Source organism: Streptomyces sp. NPDC048639 (assembly GCF_043199075.1).
In the GTDB taxonomy this organism is placed as follows: Bacteria; Actinomycetota; Actinomycetes; order Streptomycetales; family Streptomycetaceae; genus Streptomyces.
In genome coordinates this window covers 52,776-75,187 of record NZ_JBICVP010000014.1, presented here as the reverse complement: position 1 = coordinate 75,187, position 22,412 = coordinate 52,776, and the positions used below count along the sequence as shown (strand labels likewise).

Genomic DNA, 22,412 nt, shown 5'->3' with positions numbered 1-22,412 from the left:
GTGCTCCAGACCTGGGTCATCGTCGCTGTTTCGGTGGGGTACCTCGGTCTGCTCTTCGCCGTCGCCTCCTTCGCCGAGCGGCGGGCGGACGCCGGCCGGAGCGTGATCAACAACGCCACCATCTACGCGCTGTCCCTCGCGGTGTACGAGACCGCGTGGGGCTTCTACGGCAACGTGGGCACGGCCGCCACGGCAGGCGTCGGCTTCCTGTCGGTCTACCTGGGGCCGATGCTCATGTTCGCGCTGGGCTGGCTGGTGCTGCGCAGAATCATCCGGGTCAGCCGACGGCTCCGGATCACCTCGCTGGCCGACTTCGTCTCCGCCCGCTACGGCAAGAGCGCCGCACTGGGCGGCCTGGTGACGATCATCGCCGTGGTGGGAATCGTTCCCTACATCTCGCTGCAGCTGAAGGCGATCTCCAACACCTTCGAGATCCTTCGCCGGCACCCCGACATCACCTCCACCTCGGACCTGGGCAATGTCCCGCTGTTCCAGGACACCGGGTTCTATGTGGCGCTGCTGCTCGCCGCGTTCACCATCCTCTTCGGCACCCGTCACCTTGACACCACCGAACGCCACGAGGGCATCGTCGCCGCCGTCGCGTTCGAGTCGGTGGTCAAGCTCGTGATGTTCCTCGCGGTCGGGATCTTCGTGACGTTCTGGATGTTCGGGGGGCTCGGCGACCTGTTCTCCCAGGCGGCGGACGCCGATCTCACCGGGCTGTTCACGGTGCGAGAGGAGACCGGTTACGGCGAGTGGGTCTGGCTCAACGTGCTCTCCATGCTGGCGATCGTGCTGCTGCCCCGGCAGTGGCAGATGATCGTCGTCGAGAACGTCGACGAGGGGCACCTCAAACGGGCGATGTGGCTCTTCCCGCTGTACTTGCTCGCGATCACCTTCTTCGTGCTTCCGATCGCAGCTGGTGGGCTGCTGACGTTCGGAGACTCCGTCGACGCCGACACCTATGTGCTCGCTCTGCCGATGGCCGAAGGCCCGCAGGTTCTCGCGCTGCTCGTCTTCATCGGCGGCATCAGCGCGGGCACCAGCATGATCATCGTTGAGACGATCGCGCTCAGCATCATGGTGTCGAACTCACTCGTGATGCCGCTTCTGCTGCGCGGCAGGTCCCGGCTGGCGCACCGGGCCGACGTCGCCGGGCTGGTGCTGGGCATTCGCCGGGTGACCGTCGTACTGGTCCTGCTGCTCGGGTACTCGTACTTCCGGCTCGCCGGCGAGGGGCCGGCGTTGGGATCGATCGGCACGGTGTCGTTCACGGCGGTGGCACAGTTCGCGCCCGCGATCCTGGGCGGCCTCTTCTGGAAGGGCGGTACCCGCCGAGGCGTGCTGGTCGGCTTGGTGGCGGGGTTCGTGGTCTGGGCGTACACCATGCTGCTGCCGATCTTCGCCGACGCCGGGTTGCTGCCTTCCTCGTTCGTGCGCGAGGGCCCGCTCGGGATCGAGGTGCTCCGGCCGGAGCACCTGTTCGGCCTGACGGGAATGGACCCGATCAGCCACGCGATGTTCTGGAGTGCACTGCTGAACATCGGCGCATACGTCGCGGTCTCACTCGCCGGCCGGCCGGATGCCGCCGAACGGGCCCAGGCCATGCAGTTCGTCGAGGTCCTCGCAGAGCCCGTCAGGGAGCGGCGCCGCTGGCAGTCCCGCGCCACGGTCGGCGAACTGCAAGCGCTGCTCGAGCGCTTCCTCGGGAAGGACGGCGCCCAGCGAGCCTTGCGCTCCTACCCCGGAAGGAGCGCCGACTCATCGACATCCGAAGCGGCCCCGGAGCTGGCCCACTACGCGGAAGCCCAGCTCGCCGGATCGGTCGGCGCCGCGTCCGCGCGGCTTGCGGTCGACGCGGTGGCCGGAGAGGAGCACATCGGCACCGATGACGTGATGGAGATGATCGGCGAGGCGTCGCAGCGGGTCGAGCTGGTCCAGCGGCGGCTGAGGTTGCTCTACGACGCGACCGGGCGCATCGGCACGACGCTCGATGTGACCCATACGGCCGAGGAACTGGCCCAGGTCGCGGTGCCGCGCTTCGCCGACTTCGTCACCGTCGACCTGGCCGAGTCCGTGCTGCGCGGTGACGAACCGGGGGCGAACGGCACCGGCATCAGCAACGACGGTAGTGCGCGGATGCGGCGCCTGGCCTCCAGCGGCATCCGCGACGACGCTCCCCTCTTTGCCATCGGCGACCTGATCACCTTTGTGCGGTCTTCACCACAGGTCCGCAGCATCGAGAGCGAACAGGCGGTACTGGTGCCTCGTCTGGGTGATTCCCCGGGGTGGCAGGAAGTGGACCACGCGCGGGCCTCCCGCGTCCTCGACTACGGGATCCATTCGCTCATCACAGCGCCGCTGCCCGCCCGCGGCATGGTGCTGGGCGTGGTCACCTTCTGGCGCTCGGAGAAGCCCGAGCCCTTCGAGCAGGACGATCTCTTTCTCGCGGCCGAACTGGCCGCCCGCGCCGCGGTGTCCCTCGACAACGCCCGCCGCTACACCCGCGAGCACGGCATGGCCGTGGCCCTGCAGCGCAGCCTGCTGCCCCGCGCACTGCCCGAACAGAACGCCGTCGAAGTCGCCTCCCGGTACCTCCCCGCACAGGAGGGAGTCGGCGGCGACTGGTTCGACGTCATCCCCCTGCCAGGCGCCAGGGTCGCGCTGGTCATGGGTGACGTCGTCGGGCACGGGCTCCATGCCGCCGCCACCATGGGGCGGCTGCGCACCGCCGTGCAGAACTTCTCCTCACTCGATCTGCAACCCGACGAAATCCTCAGCCACCTCGACGAGTTGGTCGCCCTCACCGACCAGGACGCGGTCGCTGCCGGCGACGACACCACCATCACCGGCGCCACCTGCCTGTACGTCGTCTACGACTCCGTCTCCCGTATGTGTGCCATCGCCAGGGCCGGCCACCCGACGCCCGCGCTCACACACCCCGACGGCACGGTGGACTTCCTGGACGTACCCCCTGGCCTTCCCCTCGGCATCGGCGGACTGCCGTTCGAGTCAACCGAGTTGCGACTGCCCCAGGGCAGCAGGCTCGTCCTCTACACCGACGGCCTCGTAGAGCGCCGAGGCCAGGACATCGACACCGGGCTCCGACTGCTCCGCGAGACCCTGGCGCACGCCGACCAGTCGTCGGAGGAGACCTGCGACGCCGTGCTCGACGCCCTGCTCTCGGACAGCCAGCGCGACGACATCGCGCTGCTCGTCGCCCGTACGCAGGTGCTGAGTGCCGGGCAGGTCGCCGAGTGGGACGTGGAGTCGGACCCGGCCGCCGTCAGCCGCGTACGCGCCGCCGTCACCGAGCAACTCGCGGAGTGGGGGCTGGAGGATCTCGTGGACACCACAGAGCTGATCCTCAGCGAACTCATCACCAACGCCATGCGCCACGGCGCAGGACCAATCAATGTGCGGTTGCTCCGCGACCGCACCCTCTTCTGCGAGGTCTTCGACCACAGCAGCACCTCGCCGCACCTGCGCTATGCGGCCACCATGGACGAGGGCGGACGGGGCCTGTTCCTCGTGGCCCATTTGGCCGAGCGCTGGGGCACGCGCTACACCGAGGACGGCAAGGTCATCTGGGCCGAACAGACGGTGCCTGGGACGCTCGGCAGCTGACTTGCGCACCCCCGAGGCCCGGGAGGGGCCGGTACGAGTGGACATCGCGTTCGCCGCATCCGCGCCGGATCCCTGCCCCGGGTGCGCCGCGATGCCCTCTCGCCCGGCCGACCTTGCCGCCGGCGAGGTCAGTTGCCGGCGCGGCTCAAGAACTCGTGCAGGGGTGGAGCTCCCACCGGAGATCGCGCGCAGCTGGATCGAGCGACCATGTTGCCATCATGCTGACGCTCACTGGTTGGTCGCGAAGCGTGAACAACTGGTCATGGTTCAGGCCGCACATCGGCCCCAGAGTGTCGGCTTCCGCGGAACAGTGAAGACCATTGCCACCCCCGCTGAGCGCCAGCACCGGCACCGGCACCGGCACCGGCACCGTGACCATGGTTCTCGTTGATGACCAGACCTTCGAGATCCACCCAGAAGCTCGCGACCTCTCGCTTCACCTGCGCGCACGTGGACAGTCGCCGCACGCGACCGGCTTTGCGTCGCCAGGAGAGCAGACCGGCCCCGGAGAGGACGACGTTGCGGTTGAGCTGTTGGGGTGGGACACGGAGCGGTGCCATTCCGGGGAGGGGCGGTCCTGCGTTGAGGATGGATATGGCCTGGTTTGTTCATTGACGTAGGGAGGTTCCGGTGCGGGGACAGAGGATCGCGACGGCCACGATGATGGTTTTGGCCGTGAGCGGATGGGCGGCACTGGGGTCCGGGGCGGCGTTTGCGGAAACTGACCCCCACGGGGCGAAGGCGAGGGCGACTGGCGGGTCCTCCACGGGAGGTGAGGTGTTCCAGCAGAACATCGCGAATTCCTCCCGGCAGAACAACAGCTGCAACAACCCCAACGTCTCGGACCTCGCCTTGATGGGGGGCCGGGCGGGGGCGCGCTGTGGGAGCCATGACGGCTCGTTCAGCAAGCACACCCAGGTCAAGGGCGGGAGCGCCCGCGCCGAAGGCGGCTCTTCCACAGGCTTCGGCGTGACCCAGCAGAACCTTGCGCAGGAGGGTCGGCAGAACAACAACTGCAGCAACCCCAACAGCGACGCGGACACCACTGTGACGGGGGGCCGGTTGGCGGTTGGTTGTGGGAACAAGGATGGCTCGTTCAGCAAGCACACCCTTGTCGAGGGCGGAAGCGCTCGAGCCGAAGGCGGCAGCGCAGACTTCAGCGTGTTCCAGCAGAACAGTGCGCAGGATGGCCGGCAGAACAACAGCTGCCACAACCCCAACGCCTCGGACCGCGACGTGTCCGGTGGCCGGGTGGGGGCGCGTTGCGGGAACCATGACGGCTCGTTCAGCGAGCACACGCGTGTCGAGGGCGGCGGCGCGCGAGCCGAGGGCGGCTCCAGCACAGGCGGCGAGATGTTCCAGCAGAATGTGGCGCAGGAGGGCCGTCAGAACAACACCTGCACCAACCCCAACCTCTCGACCATCAACGTGTCGGGTGGCCGGGTGGACGCGCGTTGCGCGACGAAGGACTTCTCGTTCAGCAAGCACACTCAGGTCAAGGGCGGCGGCGCCCGCGCCGATGGCGGCTCCAGCACAACGAGCAACGTGGTGCAGCAGAATGTGGCGCAGGAGGGGCGGCAGAACAACAACTGCCACAACCCCAACAGCAATACGGACGTCACGGTGTCGGGCGGCCGGGTGGACGCGCGTTGCACGGGCCAGGACTTCTCGTTCAGCAAGCACACTCAGGTCAAGGGCGACGGCGCCCGCGCCGATGGCGGCAGCGCAGCGGCCTCCGCAATTCAGCAGGATGTGGCGCAGGAGGGGCGGCAGAACAACAACTGCAACAGCCCCACCGAAGTCTCGGACCTCGACGTGTCGGGTGGCCGGGTGGAGGCGCGTTGCGGGAACAAGGACCGCTCGTTCAGCGAGCACACGCGTGTCGAGGGCGGCGGCGCCCGAGCCGACGGCGGCTCCAGCACAGCCGGCAGCGTGGCCCAGCAGGATGTGGCGCAGGAGGGGCGCCAGAACAATAACTGCCACGACCCCAACAGCGACTCGGACATCACCGTGACCGGCGGCCGGTTGGCGGTGCGTTGTGAGAACAAGGATCGCTCGCTCAGCAAGCACACTCAGGTCAAGGGCGGCGGCGCCGGCGCCGAAGGCGGCAGCGCAGCGGCCACCGTGTCCCAGCAGAACGTGGCGCAGGCAGGCCGGCAGAACAACAACTGCCACAACCCCAACGCCTCGGACCTCGACGTGACGGGGGGCCGGGTGGGGGTGGGCTGTAAGACGGTGGACCACTCCGCGAACCTGGGCACCGCGGAGATCGGCGGAGGTGCTCAGGCCGAGGGCGGCTCCAGCACAGGGGTGCTGTTCCAGCAGAACGTGGCGCAGGAGGGCCGGCAGAACAACAACTGCAACAATTCCAACAACGTGACTCTCACCGCGACGGGCGCCAACAGCACCTCCCAGTGCCGGGCCGTCGACAACTCCCGCACCATCGGCTCCCTCTACCGGTAGCCACACACGCTGGCCCGCTTCTCCCCACTCCCGGCCCAGGGGAAGTCCACGTATCCGACGTCCGATCTCTCCACGGCGACGTTCTGGTACGGCACTTGAAGATCGGGAAGCTGGCCGTGACGTGTGGAGAGGGTTGCTGCCGCATACCGCGCTCGCCGACGAGCTCGGTTTCATCAAGCGCCAGGGGACCGGCAATCCCGTATCGTTCAAGGAGTTCACCGAATCCCGGGCCACACGGTTTCCCGCATCAGGGTCGCATAAACTCATAGGCTTTTCTGGCATGGTCGGATTGCGGCAGGGCACACGACCTCTCGGAGGTTGATAATTATGGTTCCCCTGCTTCTCGTACTTCTTCTCGCACTGATCCTCTTCGGCGCCGGATTCGCACTCAAGGCCCTGTGGTGGATTGCCGTCATCGTGCTGGTGGTCTGGCTGCTGGGCTTCATGGTCCGCACCACCGGGGCTGGCGGCCGCAGGGGTCGTTGGTACCGCTGGTAGGCCTACTCAACCCACATGTGGGGCTGGACCGGATATCTCTGGTTCAGCCCCACATGCATTCTTGCGCTCATGCCACGGACGAAAGCAACCCGGAAACACACAAGAGGGTCCAACCATAGGGCGGTGACTTATGGGAACCCGATTAGGCACGGTCGGGGCGGTTGGCGCCTACGCAAGGGGCCTGCGCCTCCAGCGCCCTCCGCCCCGGCCGCCTCCTCTTCTGCCTCTGCAGACATGCCTGGCGACTCGAACGTCTCCCCGCGGGCGCAGACGCTCTGCCCTCCTGAGAAAATCACGTGCCCCCACTGCCGGCGGCGGTCTCGGGATGGGACCGCAACTCGCCCTGCCGATCGCCCTCGCCAAGGGCGGTGCCGTCCTGCTCGCGATGTCCCGGCCCGTCCCGGCCTGGTGGCTGTCGATGGCCATGGCCTCCGTCCTCGCCTGGGCCGCCATGGTGTACGGGCCCGGCACTGGCTGGCCGGACTCCCGTCCGGGCATCAGGCCAGGTCGAGGAGTTGTTCGTAGAACCCTCCGAAGCCCCGTTCCCTGTCGACCAGATGAAGCTCGAGAATCCAGTGGCAGGTCCGGCCCGCGCGGTCGGTGCGGCGCAAGGGGGTGTCGTTCTCCGGGGTGATGTAGGACTCGGCCTTGGCGCCGTCGTTCGTCTCGTGCGGGAATTCGCCGACCAGGTGACCGGCGTGCCAGGTCCCGATGCTCCAGCCGGCTGCTGCGGCAAGACGCTCGACTTCTGCGTGCAGAAGTCGGCCGGTGATGTCCGGGTCTGCAGCGAAGAAGGCGCGACCGGCGTCGAAGATGCGCGGCAGGTCCTGCAGGAGACAGTGTTTGCGGCGGTCGTCGCCGAAGACGTACGTGCGGCCGAAGTCTGCCTCGTACTCCTCGAAGATCGGACCGAAGTCTGCGAAGGCAACGTCATCGGACGCGATGACCCGGTCCGGCGGATTGTCCTGGTAAGGCCGGAGGGTGTTGGGCCCGGAGCGGATGATCCGCTTGTGCCAGTGCTTGGTGGTGCCGAACATCTCATTGGCCAAGTCGCGGACCAGATCGCTGACTTCGCGCTCCCCCCTGCCGGGCGACACCAGCCCGCGCACCTCCATCTCGGCGAACAACGCGATGGCCTTCTCCTGAGCTGCCACCAGCCGCTCGACCCGCTGGGTTTCCGGAACATCCGGTGTCTCGTCCGTCACGAAGCTTCCCTCCCGTGGTAGCGGCCGCGCTACCGAGTTCGGCGCAGCAAGGTGCCGGTGTGCGCGCCTGGGTGATTCGCGCACTCTCCGTCGGTCATCGTAGTGCTGCCTCTGAAGATGCAAGCTGATATGCGTCTGGGGCACACATGCCAGGAGTTCCGGCAATTTCTTGATGCAGGAGCGAACGAACTGAGCTGGACGCGGGAGCGTAGGCGCGGTGCGCCGCGACCGTGCACGGGTACGGGACTTCTGGCTGTACCGGTACGCACCCAAGGTCCTCGACACCCGGGCTCGCCGCTTTCCGCCCATCGAGCATCTGGCCGCCGCCCCGGGCGGCACATACACAATCCAGACCGTACGCAACCCACTGGACTGCAACGACGGCTTCAACGAGGCGTACTACGGTCGCCCCGACATGCTGCTCGACGCGGCCGCCCGCCAGGGGTGTTCGTCCTGGAGCTTCATCGACGACCGCGTCCGCGAGTGCTTCGACAAGATCCTGCGACGCGACCTGGACTCCGGCGCTTGGGACGAGGAATTCGGTCACCTGCGCAGGCAGCCGACGTACGAAGGGTCACTCGTCATCGTCCGCGCGACCCCGTGATCGGCCGTGGCCGCCACCCGGCGGGTCCAGGCCCAGCGCCTCGCAGACCCTGACAGAGCGCTTGCCGAGTCAGCCGGTCCTGTCGGGGCGCTTGAGAAGGTGTGTCAGGGGCACGTCGGTATCGGCGAGTTCGTTCGGGTCGACTGTCCGGCCGGAGGTGACGAGGTCGCGGATCGGGTCGGTGACGTCCCAGACGTTGACGTTCATCCCGGCCAGGACACGGTTCTCGGCGAGCCAGAAGGCGATGAATTCCCGGGTGTCGGTCCGGCCGCGGAAGACGACCTGGTCGTAGGCGCTGGGTTCGGCGTAGCCGGTGTACTCCATGCCCAGGTCGTACTGGTCGGTGAAGAAGTAGGGAACGCGGTCGTAGGTCACGTCCTGGCCGAGCATCGCCTTGGCAGCAGTCTGGGGCTGGTTGAGGGCGTTGGCCCAGTGCTCGACGCGGATGTGCTTGCCGACCAGCGGGTGGAAGGCGTTGGCGACGTCCCCTGCGGCGTAGATGTCCGGGTGGGACGTGCGCAGGTGGGCGTCGACGCGGATGCCGTCGTCGACCTCCAGGCCGGCGGCTGCGGCGAGTCGGGCGTTGGGGGTGATGCCGACCCCGACGATGACCGCGTCGGCGTCGATGCCGCTGCCGTCGGCCAGCAGCAGGCCGTTCGCTCGGTCGCCGGCACCGGTGATTTCTGCGACCTGGACGCCGCAGCGAAGGTCGACCCCGTGATCGACGTGCAGGTCGGCGAAGATCTGGGCGACTTCGCGACCCAGCACGTTCAGCAGCGGGAGTTCGGCCCTCTGCAGGACCGTGACCTCGAGACCGGCCGTCCGGGCGGCGGCAGCGATCTCCAGCCCGATCCAGCCGGCGCCGATCACTGCGACCCGGGATGCGGACTCGAAGGCTTCCTGGATGCGGTCGCTGTCGGCGAAACGGCGCAGGTAGAGCACGCCGTCGAGGTCGGCTCCGGGCAGCAGAAGTCGGCGGGGTGAGGAACCGGTTGTCAGGAGCAGCTTCGTGTAGCCGATGCGGCTGCCGTCGGCGAGCGTCACTTCATGGGCGGCCGGGTCGATCGCGGTGACGGTGGAGCCCAGTCGCAGGTCGATGTCGTGCTCGGCGTACCACTGGGAGGGATGGACGTAGGCCGACTCACGTTCCTCCTTGCCCATCAGGTAGCCCTTGGAGAGGGGCGGCCGTTCGTAGGGGTGCTCGCTCTCCTCTCCGATCACCGTGATCGGGCCGACGAAGCCTTCTTCCCGGAGTGTCTGTGCTGCCTTCGCGCCGGCCAGGCTGGCTCCGACGATCACGAATGCTGTGTGAGCGGCCATGATCTCTCCTCTGTTGCGTCCGCTCTGCTCGCAGGGCGATGGGGGTCCACTCGGGACCGGCGACATCAGGCGGCAGGGCGCTCGGTGTGCAGTTCTGCATCCAGTTGCTCGAAGAGCTCGTTGCCGGAAGCGGTGAACTTGCTTATGCCTTCGTCCTCCAGCACGCGCACCACGTCGTCGTAGGACACTCCGGCCGCCTCCAGGTCATCCAGTAGCTGCTGGGATGCCGCGTAGGTGTCGTGGATGGTGTCGCCGTGGATGCGGCCGTGGTCGGCGACGGCGCGCAAGGTGTGCTCCGGCATGGTGTTGACCACCCTGGGCGCAACCAGTTCGTCGACGTAGCGGGTGTCGGAGTAAGAGGGGTCCTTGACCCCGGTGGAGGCCCACAGTGGGCGCTGGGGGCGCATTCCGGCTGCGGCCAGCGTCTGCCACTGATCGGATGCGGTGGCCTGTTCGAAGTGCTGGTAGGCGAGGCGTGCGTTGGCGATCGCGGCCCGCCCGCGCAGCGCCCGCGCCTCCGGTGTGCCGATCTTGTCCAGCCGGCTGTCGACCTCGGTGTCCACCCGGCTGACGAAGAAGGAGGCCACCGACGCGATGGACGTCAGGTCGTGCCCCGCCGCGCGTGCCTGGGTCATGCCGTCGAGGAAGGCGCGGAGCACCTGGTCGTAGCGGTCGAGAGAGAAGATCAGCGTCACGTTGATGCTGATGCCCTCCGCGAGCGCGGTGCTGATCGCCTCCAGGCCGGGCCGGGTGGCGGGGATCTTCACGAACAGGTTCGGCCGGTCCACCAGCCACCACAGGGCCCGTGCCTCGGCGATCGTCGCTGCCGTGTCGTGGGCGACTCGCGGGTCCACCTCGAGCGACACCCGCCCGTCCACCCCGTCGGTGGCCTCGTACACCGGTCGCAGTACGTCGCAGGCCCAGCGCACGTCGAATGCGGTCAGCGCCCTGACGGCCTCCCCGACCTGGACTCCGCGCCGGGCCAGATCACCGACCTGTGCGTGATAGCGGGTTCCCGAGCGGATCGCCTTGGCGAAGATCGTCGGATTGCTGGTGATCCCCACGACCCGCTGTTCACGTATCAAGTCGGCCAACTCGCCGCCGGCGAGCCGCTCCCGGCTCAGATCATCGAGCCAGACCGCGACGCCTTCGGCGGCCAGCCGGTCCAAGTTCTCGCTCATGATCTTCTCCCTTGCGTCGTGGCGCGGGATGCCGTCTACGTGTCGCCCGGATCCTCTGCGGTCCCCGCCCGGAGCTCGTTCACAGCCGCCCCAGCAGCAGAGCCGGACAGGGGCGCCGTGCTGCCCGTGGCGCGTAGTTCGACACAGCACCGCCCCGGGTGAGGGGCGAGGACCGCGTCGATCCCACCGGCTTGCAGCCCGGTGAGGAAGCCGTCGAGGAACGCGTGATTGATCCCGCACACCAGCTCCGGCGACCGGACGGCCAGCGGGCGGAACGGGCAGTTCAGCAGCCGTAGTTCGGTCGGAGCCTTCCGATCGGGCTCGAAGCCGTGCTCTTCCAGCACGGACTGGGAAAGGGTGACAGAACGCTCGGGCCCCAGACGGCCGGGGCGACTGCTGGCGCGTGTTGCGGTTCCGAGTTCCTCGCCGCGGTGGCGGGCCGTGCGCCGCGCTGCCGCCTGTGCGTCCTCGCCCTGCTGCTGGTCGAGGACCGCGTCGATGAGGATCTCGGCGAGGACGTCGGGGCGGCGCTCGGGAATGCTGATGCGGATGTCGGTGGCGGCCGGCTCGTAGACCTTGGGCTTGCGGCCGACCCTGGGGATGCCGTCCGGGTTGTCGTAGCGGGAGGTCAGCAGCCCGGCCGCGACGAGCTTGTCCAGGTGGAAGGCGCCCAGTTTGGCCGAGATCCCCGCGTCACCGGCTGCCTCTTCCCTGGTCACGGGCCGGTGGGCGCGCCGTACGAAGGCATACAGCCTGCGGCGCACCTCGTCCGCGAGCACCGAGACCGCTTCCACCCCCGAAGCGGCGGGGGCCTGAGGTGAAGCCGGGGTCAGGTCAGAAGCCATGCCTCCACGATAACTCCAACATATGTATGCGTAACTGATCAGAGCCACATTTCTCTCTGGCTCGTTAGCCGCAATCAGCGAATAACTTCAACGTTCATTGGTGAAATTTGCTGGGGGGCAGGGTCATGCCCAGCCGGGGGATGGTCAGGCCCGTCGAGGTGATCTCGAGCTCGCGCCCAGCTTCGCGGTCTCCTGCTCGGCATCGCCATCCACACGGCGTGGAGTGAGATCGGCTGGCGCCCTTCACCACAGCCGGGGCCGCGGAGCGCCGGGCTCTCCGTCTTCCCTAGATGATCGATTCCAAGGGTCAGTGGTCGCAGGCGGTCAGTGAGCGTAGGACTGGCTGGCTGGTGTGGTCGTTGTGCCAGATCGCGGCCGTCAGCCCGAGGATGCGTTGCATGACGCGGGAGATCACGCCGCCCGGTGTGCGGCCTCGGTGCTGTTCGAGGTCAAGCTGGCCCTTTGAAGGTCTCGTTGACCGACTCGATGACCTGCCGCAACGGCTTGAACAGGGGTGCCCCGGCCCGCTCCGGCTCGCCCTTGCGGGCCGGCCTCAGCAGCCGGATGTCCTGCTCGGCCAACTGGTGCTCGAAGGCGCGGCCGAAGTAGTTCTTGTCGCCGATCAGCGTCTGCCCGGCCCGGGCGGCGACCGGTTCCGGTTCGGCGGCGAGCAGGTCGAGCAGGGTCTCGCGTTCGTCAGCCTTGGCCCCGGTCAGGCGAAGGCGATGGGCAGGCCCTGCAGGGTGCACACCAGGTGCAGGCGCAGGCCCCAGAAGAAGCGGCTGTGGCTGGCGCAGTACCCGTACTCGGCCCATCCGGCCAGGTCGGAGCGCTTGACGGTCTCGCGGGAGTGTCCGCACTCCACCGGCGTGGAGTCCACGATCCACACGTCATCACTCCATACAGAGGTGTCGGTCGCCAGCACCCGGGTCACCCGCCGCAGCAGCTCGGTGGCCTTGCGCAGGCGCTTGTTGTAGCCGGGCTGCTTGGGTAGGTAGGGGAAGAGATGCCGCAGGTGGGCGCGGGCGTGGCGGAGCCACTTGGCCTCGGAGGTGAAGCCCAATATGGTCTGCATCATCGCGAGCGTGACCAGCTCGGCATCGGTCAGTTGCGGGGCGATCCCGACCGCCGGACGCCAGGGCGCCAGGTGCGGTGAGTCCTTCAGTAGATCGTCGGTCTTCACATAGAGTGCGGTGGCGAGGGAGTCCAACTCTGTCTTCACACACTGACGTTGGACTCCCTCCTTCCAACCCCGCGGGCGATTCTCTGGAACGGATCAGTATGTGGAGATCGATGGCTCCCGCGGACTCAGGCGCCCACGGTCCCGTCGACACCTTCACGCAGAAAGTCCGCGTGCCCGTTGTGGCGGCCGTACTCCAGAAGCACGTGCATCATCACCATCCGCAGCGACACCTCCTCGCCCCATCGTGGTTGATACCCGGCCTGGTCCAGGGACTCAGCCTCCCGCTCGACACGCCGCGAGTTCTGCACCTCGGCATCCCAGGCCACGAACGCCTCGTCCCTGGTCGACGCACTCGCGTCGTACGCTGCCTGAAAGTCGATCTTGTCGGACCAGACCATGGGCGCGTCGTTGTCCTCGAACACTCGACGGAACCAAGCACGCTCCACCTCCGCCATGTGCCGCACCAGACCGAGCAGCGAAAGCGTGGACGGCGGCATCGACTGCTGCCGCAGCTTCTCGTCGGTGAGCCCTTCGCACTTCATGGCGAGGGTTGCGCGGTGGTAGTCGAGAAAAGCCCGCAGCATGTCGCGTTCGCTGCCAAAACTGGGCGGTCCTATGCGATTGTCGCTGGTCATTGGTCGTGCTCCTCATCCGTGCCTGCGTTGAGGGCCAGTATCTAATCCCGTCGACTGTCCCCATACGAGTGGACGTCAACCGGGCCTGAAGACTCATTGGACCCCGCAGCGGCAACTACCCCTTGGAATCGACCATCTAGTCCGCCTCTTGGTAGGAGTGGCGTTGCTCGGCCCAGGGATCTGCGGTGTTGTGGTAGCCGCGTTTCTCCCAGAACCCGCGCCGGTCCTGGGTCATGTACTCGATACCGCGAAGCCACTTCGGCCCCTTGTAGCCATAGAGGTGCGGAACGACCAGGCGCAGCGGGAAGCCGTGTTCGGCGGTGAGCAAGTCACCGTTGTGATGGGTTGCGATCAGGGTTCGGTCGGAGGCGAAGTCCGCGAGGCGAAGGTTGGCGCTGTATCCGTACTCGGCCCACGCCATGACATGGGTCACCTTGGGGCTGGGCGGCGCCAGGTCCAGCATGGTGGCGGCGGCCACGCGGAAGAACTCATGGCCGCGGGTCGTGGTGCCCGATGCGCAGTGCAGGTCGGTGGTGATCGTGGTCATGGGAAGTGCCACGACCTCCTCCAAGGTCCAGGAGTATGTGGCGCCCGTGGCGGTGGCTCCGAAGACCTGGAGATTCCATCTGGCGGCACGAAATCCGGGTACCGGACCGTAGTGCGAGACAGGCCAGCCCTTGACCGTTCGCTGCCCTGGGGGGAGCGGTTCGGTCCCCACGACGCACCCTCGCCTTAAGCACTCGCCGCACCAGCACAGGCTGGATAGAAACACCGGTCGACCTTGCAGATGCTGGCAATTGTGGCAGTGCTACCTCTCAAATGTTCATGCCCATGCACCCATGACGGCCATCCTTAGGGGGCTCCGTCGCCCAAGCGGGTCTGCCTGCCGGATTTCGAAGTCGCGGCGCTGATCGATTGCACGGAGATCAACCTCGCCGGCACCTGTCGATCAGAGGGGACGCCGCTCGTGGTGCCGGTCAGCCCCACGTTGCTCGGCACGGACGGCGCGGTCTTGTCACCACTGGTGCATCCACCACCGATGCAGGTCTTGCGCACGTAGCCTTCGGATCCAGGAACGCGGCTACCAGGACCACGCCTGGACCGACCCCCAAGCGTCGGCGCGGAACCCGAACGATTCGTTGACTGCCATCATGGCCGTGTTCCCGACGGCGTTCCACGTGGTGATGCTGCTCAACTCCGGCTCATGCTCGCGGGCCCATGAAAGATTGGTCTCTTTCAAAAGCGCCCCCAGTCCCTGTCCACGGTGCGCCGGAAGTACAACCGTGTCCCACTGGCTTGCGTCCCGATGATGCGAGGCGGCGATTCCGAGCGCCGAGTAACCGACCAGGAGGCCACTGTGCGTGTGCCGCACAGCCGTGATGTAGGTGCGTAGGCCCCAGGCACGCAGGACGGCGTACAGGGTCTCGACTTTCGCAGCGTCAAAGGTCTCCGCTGTCCCATTCCCCGAGCTCGCCGCCTCGTCCTCGGCAAGGCGGGTGGACATGGCCGCGAACTCCTCCAAGGACTCCGAGGGGACACCGCCACGCCAGCGCACGAGTCCGTACCCGGCCGGTACTGCGTGGCCGTCCCCTCGAGGGCGTTCGGCGATGTTCAGCGCCAGTCGGCGGTAACGGGCTACCCGCTCCGCCCCCGTTTCCTCGGAAAACGCGTCACCGGGCCCCTTTTCGGCAAGGCTGGAGGTGAATGCGGTCAACTTCTTCGGACCCATCCCGCCGAGAGACTCCCGGACTGCGGCAAGCAACTGCCGCCCAACTCCCTGGCGCCGCATGTCAGGGTGCACCGAGAGACAGACCAAAACCGCCTCCGTGGGAGGGGTATTGCCGTCCAGGCCGACCACACAGATCCCGGACGGACGGCCGTCGCTCCACGCGGCCCGGATCAAAATGCTCCGGCCGGGGCGGGGACTCACCATCTGCCCGATGAAGGAAGCCCTGCACGCCGGCGGATCGGCAGGAAAATCGAACCAATGGGCTTGGCGATGCATGACATAGAACTCTTCCAACGCCGCTTCATCGACGACGGACAGGGGTTCTACGGTGAGCATGAAATGTGCCATCGGTCCTGCCTCGGGTAGTGACAGTGCGTGCTCCTGGGGCCGGCCCGCGGTGACCGGCAGCCTGGTGGGCCCTGCCCGACCCTTCGCGAACACTAGACGCTGTCCGCACGCCCGGCGAACGCAATGTTCCCGTGCCCCAGTGAGTTGTCCACGAGCGGTCGCGCCCGGTTCTGTCTTGCTTGAGTCGCCTTATGGGCGCTGCCTCGCCGCACACGAGCCCGAGCCGAACAACACGCTGCCGCCGGCCGACCTACTGTCGAATGGGCCGCCTTAGGCTTCGTAGCCGAAAGACCACGCTGGGGCGAAGCGGCCCGTCCGGCACGCTCAGGTCGTCGAAAACGTTGGCCGGGTCGCGGGTTATGCCGGTGCGGTGCATCACTGCCTGCGAACGGAGATTGGTGGTCGTCGTCACCGCGAGGATCTCCTTGAGGTCGAGGCATTCGGCGGCTCCAGCGTCCCGCGACCCGCTGACGCGACCGGCAGTGAGCCGCCGAAGCGCTCAACCGGCAGAAGAAATCCACCACGCGACGCGTGCGGCAACGCCTGTTCGCCCTGGCCGCCGACGTCACCGCCACTGCCGCGTGGTCCCTGATCGACGCCGGCCAGCTCGACGGCGCCGGTCGGCACCTTGACCGGGCCTTGGGGCTCGCGGGCCTGGCGCAGGACTCCGAGATGGCCATGCAGGTGTGGAAGCCGACCACGTCCGGCCCGTCGCGAGCCCCTGGAAGGGCACAAGCGCTGTTCGTACGCCGGTATTGCCGAGGGCACGAGCACGCCCTCGCCGCCAGCGACGTACGCCGAGGAGCTGTGAGGAGGCGCCGCCGCATGACGAAGCGCCCCTGCCCCGGCAGGAGGGCCGGGAGTGCGGTGATCCGCCGGGGGTGAGCGCGGGCGCGACCGGTGGGGCGCAGGAGCGGAGCGGATGGACCGGGCGAGCTTCCGCTCCCCGCTTACGGATGGTTTGCCGGGACGGCCGGCCAGCGGGTGTGAAAGCGCCCCTAGCTTGGGCCTGCGCCGTGGTCCGGGGGAGTGCGGCGCGGTGTCTTCTCCCGAGGCACCGGAGCCCAACTCTTCACGGAAGGAATCCGCACAGTGGCACACCGTAAGGTCTATCTCGCGGTCGGCAGGACGAACACCCGGATCTACCGCTTCGACCCGATCGACGGAGACACCCGCGTGGTCGGGAACGTGCCGGCATACGCGGCCGGTTACACCGCCATGGGCGCGCAGTACCGGGGTGAGGACAAGGAGCCGCTGCTCTTGGCGGTCAGCGACAACAAGCTGGTCACCATCGACGTGGAGGCCGGCACGGTCACGGACGCTGTCGTCAACGGGCTGCCGAGCGGCAAGACCTGGTACGGCGGGGACCTGGATGACGACGGGAAGACCCTCTACGTCGTGAGCAACCCCGGCGTGCCCAGCTACTCGATCGATGTGACCACCAGGACAGCGACCGCCGGCAGCGACTCCGGCGCCGGGCGGTGGGACGACTTCGCCCACCACCCCAAGGACGGCCGGCTGATCTCGGTGGAGGGCGACAACGGGGACCTGCTCCACATCGACCCGCAGAAGAAGCAGATGAAGATCGTGCTCAAGAAGCAGGTCTTTGAACCCGCCGAAGCCAGCTCCTCCGCGGGCTCCCGGAAGTCGTACTCGGCCACCTTCTTCGACGACGACGGCAACTTCTACGCCGTCGACTCCGCCGGCAACGTCAGTCACCTCGACCTCACCGGCGCCACCATCCCCGACCACGCAAAGCGGATCGGCGGCGGGAAGATCCCCGTCGACAATCTGGAGGTCATGAACGGCGCCGGGCGCATCACCCCGCTCCCCGTTCCGCCCAGTTACCACGAGATCGTGGTAACGAAGAAGTTCAATACCTCATGGGACAGCAATGACCCGCGCGGCAAGGTGTACAGCTTCGAGCTGACGCTCACGGCCGTCAGCAAGAGCAGCGGCAAGGGCGAAGACGTCCACAAATTCAGGATCTCGTTCGACTTGCCGACGGTGGCGGGACAAAAGGTCGACGCATCCGGCGTAGACGTTGTCTACCAGGGCGGCAAGGCATACATCGACGCAAAGAACGACCAGTTGCTCGCCGCCGGCAAATCACGGCCCATCACCGTACAGATCACCGTCCCCGGTGATCCTCAGAAGCTGCCGCACGAGTACCCGCTCGACGGGCTGAAGGCCACCCGCCTGGCCTGACCAGGACATCACAGAGAGCGGGCCCCGCCACTGGCGGGGCCTGCTCCGTTCCCAAGATTCTCAAGACAGCCTGTGGCGCGTGACGTAGGCCCGCACCAGCACGGTGCGGGCCTACGGTCTGGTGCGCGGTCAGATGCCGATGTGGCGGCGGCCGGAGTCGTACATGCGCCGCACGCTCGACTCTCGCTCGGGGTCCTCGAACAGCGCGGCGGCGACGCGCCGCCAGCGATATCGGCGCCGCGCCGACGGCACCGTTCGGGGCGTCAACGCCGGAGGCGAGATCTTCCGCTACACCGGGGAACAGCCCAGTGAACCCTGACCGCCAGCAGGACGGTGCCCTTGTCCTCTCCACATGCGACCGGGGGAGGGGCGCTGGTGGATCGGCGACGAACGCCGCACCGACGTACCCTTCGGCCTCGACGACTTCCAGCTCCGCTGACTGAAAGGATGTGCCTGAGCACTCCAGTTGGCCACGCTGTCCTTGCTGTGGCAGGAGCAGGGCCTACGGGCGCGGGGTGTCCTGTCTGCTGTCGTCTTCCTTGCTGTCGCGTCGCCCGGCAGGTGGGGTGGACATCGGAGGAGCGGTTGAACTCCACCCCCGATTCCACCCATGGGTCCAGGTGCTGTGCGCCTCATCGCAGCAGCCTTGAGGGCATGACAACGACCGAGTGGATCACCGACATCGCCCTTATCCTCGTCGTCTTCCGGCAGCTGCGGGAAGGCCGACTCGACCTCAAGTCCTTCCTGATACCGCTGGGGATCGTGGCCTTCGTGGCCCACTCGTACCTGGACAGCATCCCTACTGCGGGCAACGACCTGGTGCTGATCGGGGCCCTGATGAGCGCGGGTGCTGCGCTCGGCATCGCCGGCGGCATCTACACCCGGATCCGGACTGTTGGCGAGCACGTCCTGATCAAGGCCGGTGCGGTGTCGGCGATCCTGTGGGTATTGGGCATGGGGGCTCGGATGGGTTTCCAGATGTGGGTCGAGCACGGCGGTGGCGCCGACGATGTCGCCCGGTTCAGCATCACTCACCACATCACCAGCGACTATGCCTGGGTAGCGGCGTTCGTGTTGATGGCACTCACCGAAGTGGCCACGCGGCTGGCCACGATCTTCATACGAAGCCGGACCCGGACGGTGACCCATCCCGTGCCCGCCTTCGACCAAACCGCCTGACCGTGCGTAATGTTCTGCCCGTGTCCGCAGCCGAGAGCGCCCCGCCCCCTGGGAAGGCAGCGGTCCATGGGGCGGACCCGCGGCCGGTTCCTGGCCAGGACCCGCGTGTCCAGTGGGTGGTGACCCTTGGGGTCATCGTCGTCGGAATCCTGACAATCCGGCCCATGGGATTCAGCGGCCGGGGTCTGGCCGTCGCCGCCCTCTTCGTGATCAACTCTGCGGCGCTGCTGGCTCGGCGCCTGCCTGAGAGCAAGGTTCCCCAGCACCTGGCTCTCGTCTGGCTCACCCTCGGCGTCGTCGCGGCGGCCACCCTGATCGGCGTCAGCCGCAGCGGAACGAGTTACCTTTTCGCCTTCTTCCTTGCCGGTCATATCGGATACCGGCTTGAGACCAAGCCGGCCCTCGTTCTCGCGGGAATCTGCAGTCTGCTCTGCGGCGGCGTCCTGTACTTCAGCCTCGGGCCGGGGCACCACCTGTTGCCCTGGGCACTCGGACTCGCCACCGGCGCCCCGGTCCTGGCCGGCATCGTCAACCGCAGTAAGCGCCGGGCCGTACTGGCGGCGATCGCGGCGGCGGACTCGGCCGAACGCGCCGCCCGGGCCGAGGCCCAGACCGCCGTGCTGACCGAGCGCAGCCGGATCGCCCGGGACGTGCACGACGTTCTGGCGCACTCGCTGGCAGGGATCAACATGCAGTTGGAACTGGCCGATGCACTGATCGACACCGGTGACCTGGAGAAGGTCCGGGGGGCCAACAACAAGGCCCACGGCCTGGTCAAAGAGAGCCTGAAACAGGCGCAGTGGACTGTACACGCGCTGCGCGAGGACTCGCTGCCACTGCTGGAGACCCTGACCGCGATGCTCGAATCCTCGGGCCGCCGTGACGTTCTCACCGTCACCGGGACTGTCCGTGAGGTGCCGGCCCACGTGACCCAGAATCTGCTGCGGATCGCCCAGGAGGCACTGACCAACGCCGCTCGGCACGCTCCCGGGGGAGATGTCGGCGTGGAACTGACGTTCGCCGCCTCATCGACCACACTGAGGATCTGCAACCGCCCCGCCACCCGTGAGGTGAACGCGGGTGACAGCAGCGGGATGGGGTTGATCGGAATGCGCGAACGCGTCGCTCTGCTGGGCGGAACCATTACCGCGGGCCCGGTCACCGAGGGCCCGGATCGGGGCGGCTGGCAGGTGGAGGCAGTGATCCCGGGATGAGTGAACCGACCGAGACGCCGCAGCGGTTGAGGGTGGTCGTCGCCGACGACCAAGCCGCCGTCCGAGAGCCGCTTGCCGCAGTGCTCGGGCTGTCCGAGGACATCGACGTCGTCGCGGCCGCCGCGGATGGAAGCGAGGTGCTGACGGCTGTTGCCGCTGGGCCGGTGGACGTCGTGCTGATGGACCTGCGCATGCCCGTGATGGACGGGATCGAGGCAACCCGTCGGCTGAGCGAGGAGTACCCGGAGGTGGCGGTGGTCGTGCTGACCACCTTCGCCGACGACGACTCGATCCTGGGCGCCCTGAGCGCAGGGGCCCGCGGTTACCTGACCAAGAACGCAGGACGCCAGGACATCACCCGGGCGATCCGGGCCGCTGCCGCCGGTCAGTCCGTGCTCGACCGCGAGGTCCAGGACCGGCTGCTCGCCACCGTCAGGACCAAGGCGCCGGTGCTGGGACAGGCCCTGCCCGCGGACCTCACACCCCGCGAACGCGAGGTACTCATGCTGATCGGCCAGGGCCTGCCCAACCGGGGCATCGCCGAGAAGCTCTTCATCAGCGAGGCCACGGTCAAGACCCACATCAACAACCTGTTCGCCAAAGCGGGAATCCGCGACCGAGCCGACGCCGTCCGTCGTGCCATCGAGGCAGGCCTGGCCTGACCCGCCTGAGACACCGCAGCCGACGTGCGGGCCGGTTCGACAGTAGAGCGAGTCAGCACCGGCTCTCTACAGCGCTCAATGCGGCCGACTACAGCGCTCAGTCAAAACAACACTGTGACTGAGCGTCATGCTTGGCCACTGTGCGCTTCGGATGCCGTTCCGAGCACCACCGTGGCCATACCCTTTGACCTGTGCATACGCGCTTCTGAGGTACTCCGGGGTTGACCGTCCGCTGTACCCCCGACGTACCGCTTCGGGCGTCGTGCCATCGGGTTCGCGTCCGGTACACGCTTCGTGTGTGAGCGATGAGTTTGGGCGGCCGATCGGGTCTGCCCTGGCATGACTCGCATCATCGCCGACATCTCGGTCCCCCTGGACGGCTTCGTCACCGAGCCCGACCCCGGCAAGGACAGCGGCAAGGACAGCGGCAAGGACCTCGAGGTCGTCCTCATGGGCGGCGGCGCCACGATCGGCTCGGCGCTCGACGCCGGGCTGGTCGACGCGCTGACGCCGCACCTCGCGCCCCTGGTGCCGAGTTCCGGGAGACCACTGTTCACCGGCACAGCACCGCGCACACCGGTGCAGCGGAGCGTGACCCCGACATCGACCGCGACGCACCTGACCTACGACGGCCTGGGGTGATCCGATGACCACCGTCAACGCCAATGAGATCGCTTTGGGTATCGAGTCGTTCGGTGACGACGACGCACCACTGGTCCTACTCGCGGGCGGGACGACGATGCTCTCCTGGCCCGACGCGCTGTGCGAGCGCCTCGCCGCCGGCGGGCGCCGCGTGGTGCGCTACGACCTGCGCGACAGCGGGGAGTCGACGACGACGGACCCGGAGGCGCCCATCTACACCCTGCGCGACCTCGCCGCCGACGCGGCTGCCCTTGTTGACGCGCTCGGCGGCGGCCCCGCGCACCTCGCGGGGATCGGCGTCGGTGGAATGGTCGCCCAGGTGGCCGTGCTCGACCATCCGGGCGCGTTCTCGGCGCTCACCCTGGTGGGCACCCGCGCGGTTGCGCCCGGCCCACCTGACGATGACCTCCCCGACCATGACCAGGCGACGATGCGCCGGCTGTTCGCGCATCCGATGCCCGACTGGACCGACCGCGAGGCGGTAGCGGAGTTCGCCGCCGCCGGCGCGGAGATCCGCGGCGACGACCCCGTCGCCGCGCGCGAGCTCGCCACACGCATCTGGGACCGCACCCCCGGCACCGCACCCGCGCTCCACATGGCCAACCAGATGGGCATGGTCTTCTCCAGGCTCGACTGCAAACCCCGCTGGCGGGAGCGTCTGCCCGAGATCGAGGTCCCCACGCTCGTCGTCCACGGCCACCGCGACCGGTTCTTCCCCGTCGGCAACGGCGAGGCAATCGCGCGCGAGATCTCCGGGGCACGGCTGCTCGTCCTCAAGACGGCCGCCACAGCGATCCCCGATGCTGCGGTCGGCGAGGTCGCCGAGGCGATGCTCACGCTCGGGTAGAGGACGCGCGTGGGTTCTTCGA

At 67.7% G+C, this 22,412-nt stretch carries 17 protein-coding genes and 3 pseudogenes; 10 read left to right on the top strand and 10 right to left on the bottom strand.

Annotated features, from left to right (window positions below; genetic code table 11):
• The 3 genes from ACGFNH_RS30725 to ACGFNH_RS30715 all read left to right on the top strand — a co-directional run bounded on the left by ACGFNH_RS30725 (nt 1) and on the right by ACGFNH_RS30715 (nt 6,588).
• The gene (locus tag ACGFNH_RS30725; protein WP_393659326.1) at nt 1-3,627 is read left to right on the top strand and encodes a SpoIIE family protein phosphatase; all 3,627 of its coding nucleotides are present in this window, start codon (nt 1-3) and stop codon (nt 3,625-3,627) included.
• Nucleotides 3,628-4,404: 777 nt separating this feature from the next.
• Nucleotides 4,405-6,090: a hypothetical protein gene (locus ACGFNH_RS30720; protein ID WP_393659324.1), complete on the top strand. Its 1,686-nt coding sequence runs from the start codon at nt 4,405-4,407 to the stop codon at nt 6,088-6,090.
• 327 nt (nt 6,091-6,417) lie between these two features.
• On the top strand, nt 6,418-6,588 hold the full coding sequence (locus ACGFNH_RS30715; RefSeq protein WP_393659322.1) for a hydrophobic protein: 171 nt from the start codon (nt 6,418-6,420) through the stop codon (nt 6,586-6,588).
• Nucleotides 6,589-7,085: 497 nt separating this feature from the next.
• Here ACGFNH_RS30715 and ACGFNH_RS30710 read toward each other — a convergent pair whose 3' ends face one another.
• Nucleotides 7,086-7,793 (bottom strand): M24 family metallopeptidase, encoded by a 708-nt coding sequence (locus tag ACGFNH_RS30710; RefSeq protein ID WP_393659320.1) that lies wholly within the window; start codon nt 7,791-7,793, stop codon nt 7,086-7,088.
• Nucleotides 7,794-8,010: 217 nt separating this feature from the next.
• Here ACGFNH_RS30710 and ACGFNH_RS30705 point away from each other — a divergent pair, with 217 nt between their 5' ends.
• On the top strand, nt 8,011-8,397 hold the full coding sequence (locus ACGFNH_RS30705) for a hypothetical protein (RefSeq protein ID WP_393659318.1): 387 nt from the start codon (nt 8,011-8,013) through the stop codon (nt 8,395-8,397).
• 69 nt (nt 8,398-8,466) lie between these two features.
• On the opposite strand, the gene ACGFNH_RS30700 is transcribed toward ACGFNH_RS30705, so the two are convergent.
• The 8 genes and pseudogenes from ACGFNH_RS30700 to ACGFNH_RS30665 form a co-directional block, all read right to left on the bottom strand.
• A complete protein-coding gene (locus ACGFNH_RS30700; RefSeq protein ID WP_393659317.1) occupies nt 8,467-9,717 on the bottom strand; it encodes an NAD(P)/FAD-dependent oxidoreductase in 1,251 nt (416 codons plus the stop codon).
• 65 nt (nt 9,718-9,782) lie between these two features.
• Nucleotides 9,783-10,898, bottom strand: coding sequence for a transaldolase (gene tal / locus ACGFNH_RS30695; RefSeq protein WP_393659315.1), 1,116 nt, complete (start codon nt 10,896-10,898; stop codon nt 9,783-9,785).
• 35 nt (nt 10,899-10,933) lie between these two features.
• The gene (locus tag ACGFNH_RS30690; protein WP_393659313.1) at nt 10,934-11,743 is read right to left on the bottom strand and encodes a helix-turn-helix transcriptional regulator; all 810 of its coding nucleotides are present in this window, start codon (nt 11,741-11,743) and stop codon (nt 10,934-10,936) included.
• 307 nt (nt 11,744-12,050) lie between these two features.
• Nucleotides 12,051-12,965: pseudogene (locus tag ACGFNH_RS30685) on the bottom strand (IS982 family transposase).
• An 86-nt stretch (nt 12,966-13,051) separates the two neighbouring features.
• On the bottom strand, nt 13,052-13,561 hold the full coding sequence (locus ACGFNH_RS30680; RefSeq protein ID WP_393659311.1) for a DinB family protein: 510 nt from the start codon (nt 13,559-13,561) through the stop codon (nt 13,052-13,054).
• Nucleotides 13,562-13,697: 136 nt separating this feature from the next.
• Nucleotides 13,698-14,279, bottom strand: coding sequence for a molybdopterin-dependent oxidoreductase (locus tag ACGFNH_RS30675; protein WP_393659310.1), 582 nt, complete (start codon nt 14,277-14,279; stop codon nt 13,698-13,700).
• Between the two features lie 363 nt (nt 14,280-14,642).
• Nucleotides 14,643-15,638 (bottom strand): GNAT family N-acetyltransferase, encoded by a 996-nt coding sequence (locus ACGFNH_RS30670; RefSeq protein WP_393659308.1) that lies wholly within the window; start codon nt 15,636-15,638, stop codon nt 14,643-14,645.
• Nucleotides 15,639-15,888: 250 nt separating this feature from the next.
• Nucleotides 15,889-16,080: pseudogene (locus tag ACGFNH_RS30665) on the bottom strand (GNAT family N-acetyltransferase); the annotation flags it as partial.
• A gap of 650 nt (nt 16,081-16,730) precedes the next feature.
• On the opposite strand from ACGFNH_RS30665, the gene ACGFNH_RS30660 reads away from it, so the two are divergent.
• Nucleotides 16,731-17,846: a DUF6923 family protein gene (locus ACGFNH_RS30660; RefSeq protein WP_393659306.1), complete on the top strand. Its 1,116-nt coding sequence runs from the start codon at nt 16,731-16,733 to the stop codon at nt 17,844-17,846.
• Between the two features lie 129 nt (nt 17,847-17,975).
• Here ACGFNH_RS30660 and ACGFNH_RS30655 read toward each other — a convergent pair whose 3' ends face one another.
• Nucleotides 17,976-18,113, bottom strand: coding sequence for a hypothetical protein (locus tag ACGFNH_RS30655; protein ID WP_393659304.1), 138 nt, complete (start codon nt 18,111-18,113; stop codon nt 17,976-17,978).
• 387 nt (nt 18,114-18,500) lie between these two features.
• Here ACGFNH_RS30655 and ACGFNH_RS30650 point away from each other — a divergent pair, with 387 nt between their 5' ends.
• The 5 genes and pseudogenes from ACGFNH_RS30650 (at nt 18,501) to ACGFNH_RS30630 (ending at nt 22,390) form a co-directional block, all read left to right on the top strand.
• Nucleotides 18,501-19,025, top strand: a complete 525-nt coding sequence (locus ACGFNH_RS30650; RefSeq protein ID WP_393659302.1) for a hypothetical protein — start codon at nt 18,501-18,503, stop codon at nt 19,023-19,025.
• 2 nt (nt 19,026-19,027) lie between these two features.
• Nucleotides 19,028-20,239, top strand: coding sequence for a sensor histidine kinase (locus ACGFNH_RS30645; protein WP_393659300.1), 1,212 nt, complete (start codon nt 19,028-19,030; stop codon nt 20,237-20,239).
• Nucleotides 20,236-20,901 carry a response regulator gene (locus ACGFNH_RS30640; protein WP_393659298.1) on the top strand — a complete coding sequence of 222 codons (666 nt, stop codon included), beginning with the start codon at nt 20,236-20,238 and terminating at the stop codon, nt 20,899-20,901. Before ACGFNH_RS30645 ends, ACGFNH_RS30640 begins: the two co-directional genes overlap by 4 nt.
• A 417-nt stretch (nt 20,902-21,318) precedes the next feature.
• Nucleotides 21,319-21,543, top strand: a pseudogene (locus tag ACGFNH_RS30635) (dihydrofolate reductase); the annotation flags it as partial.
• Between the two features lie 4 nt (nt 21,544-21,547).
• Nucleotides 21,548-22,390 carry an alpha/beta fold hydrolase gene (locus ACGFNH_RS30630; protein WP_393659297.1) on the top strand — a complete coding sequence of 281 codons (843 nt, stop codon included), beginning with the start codon at nt 21,548-21,550 and terminating at the stop codon, nt 22,388-22,390.
• Nucleotides 22,391-22,412 lie beyond the last annotated feature (22 nt).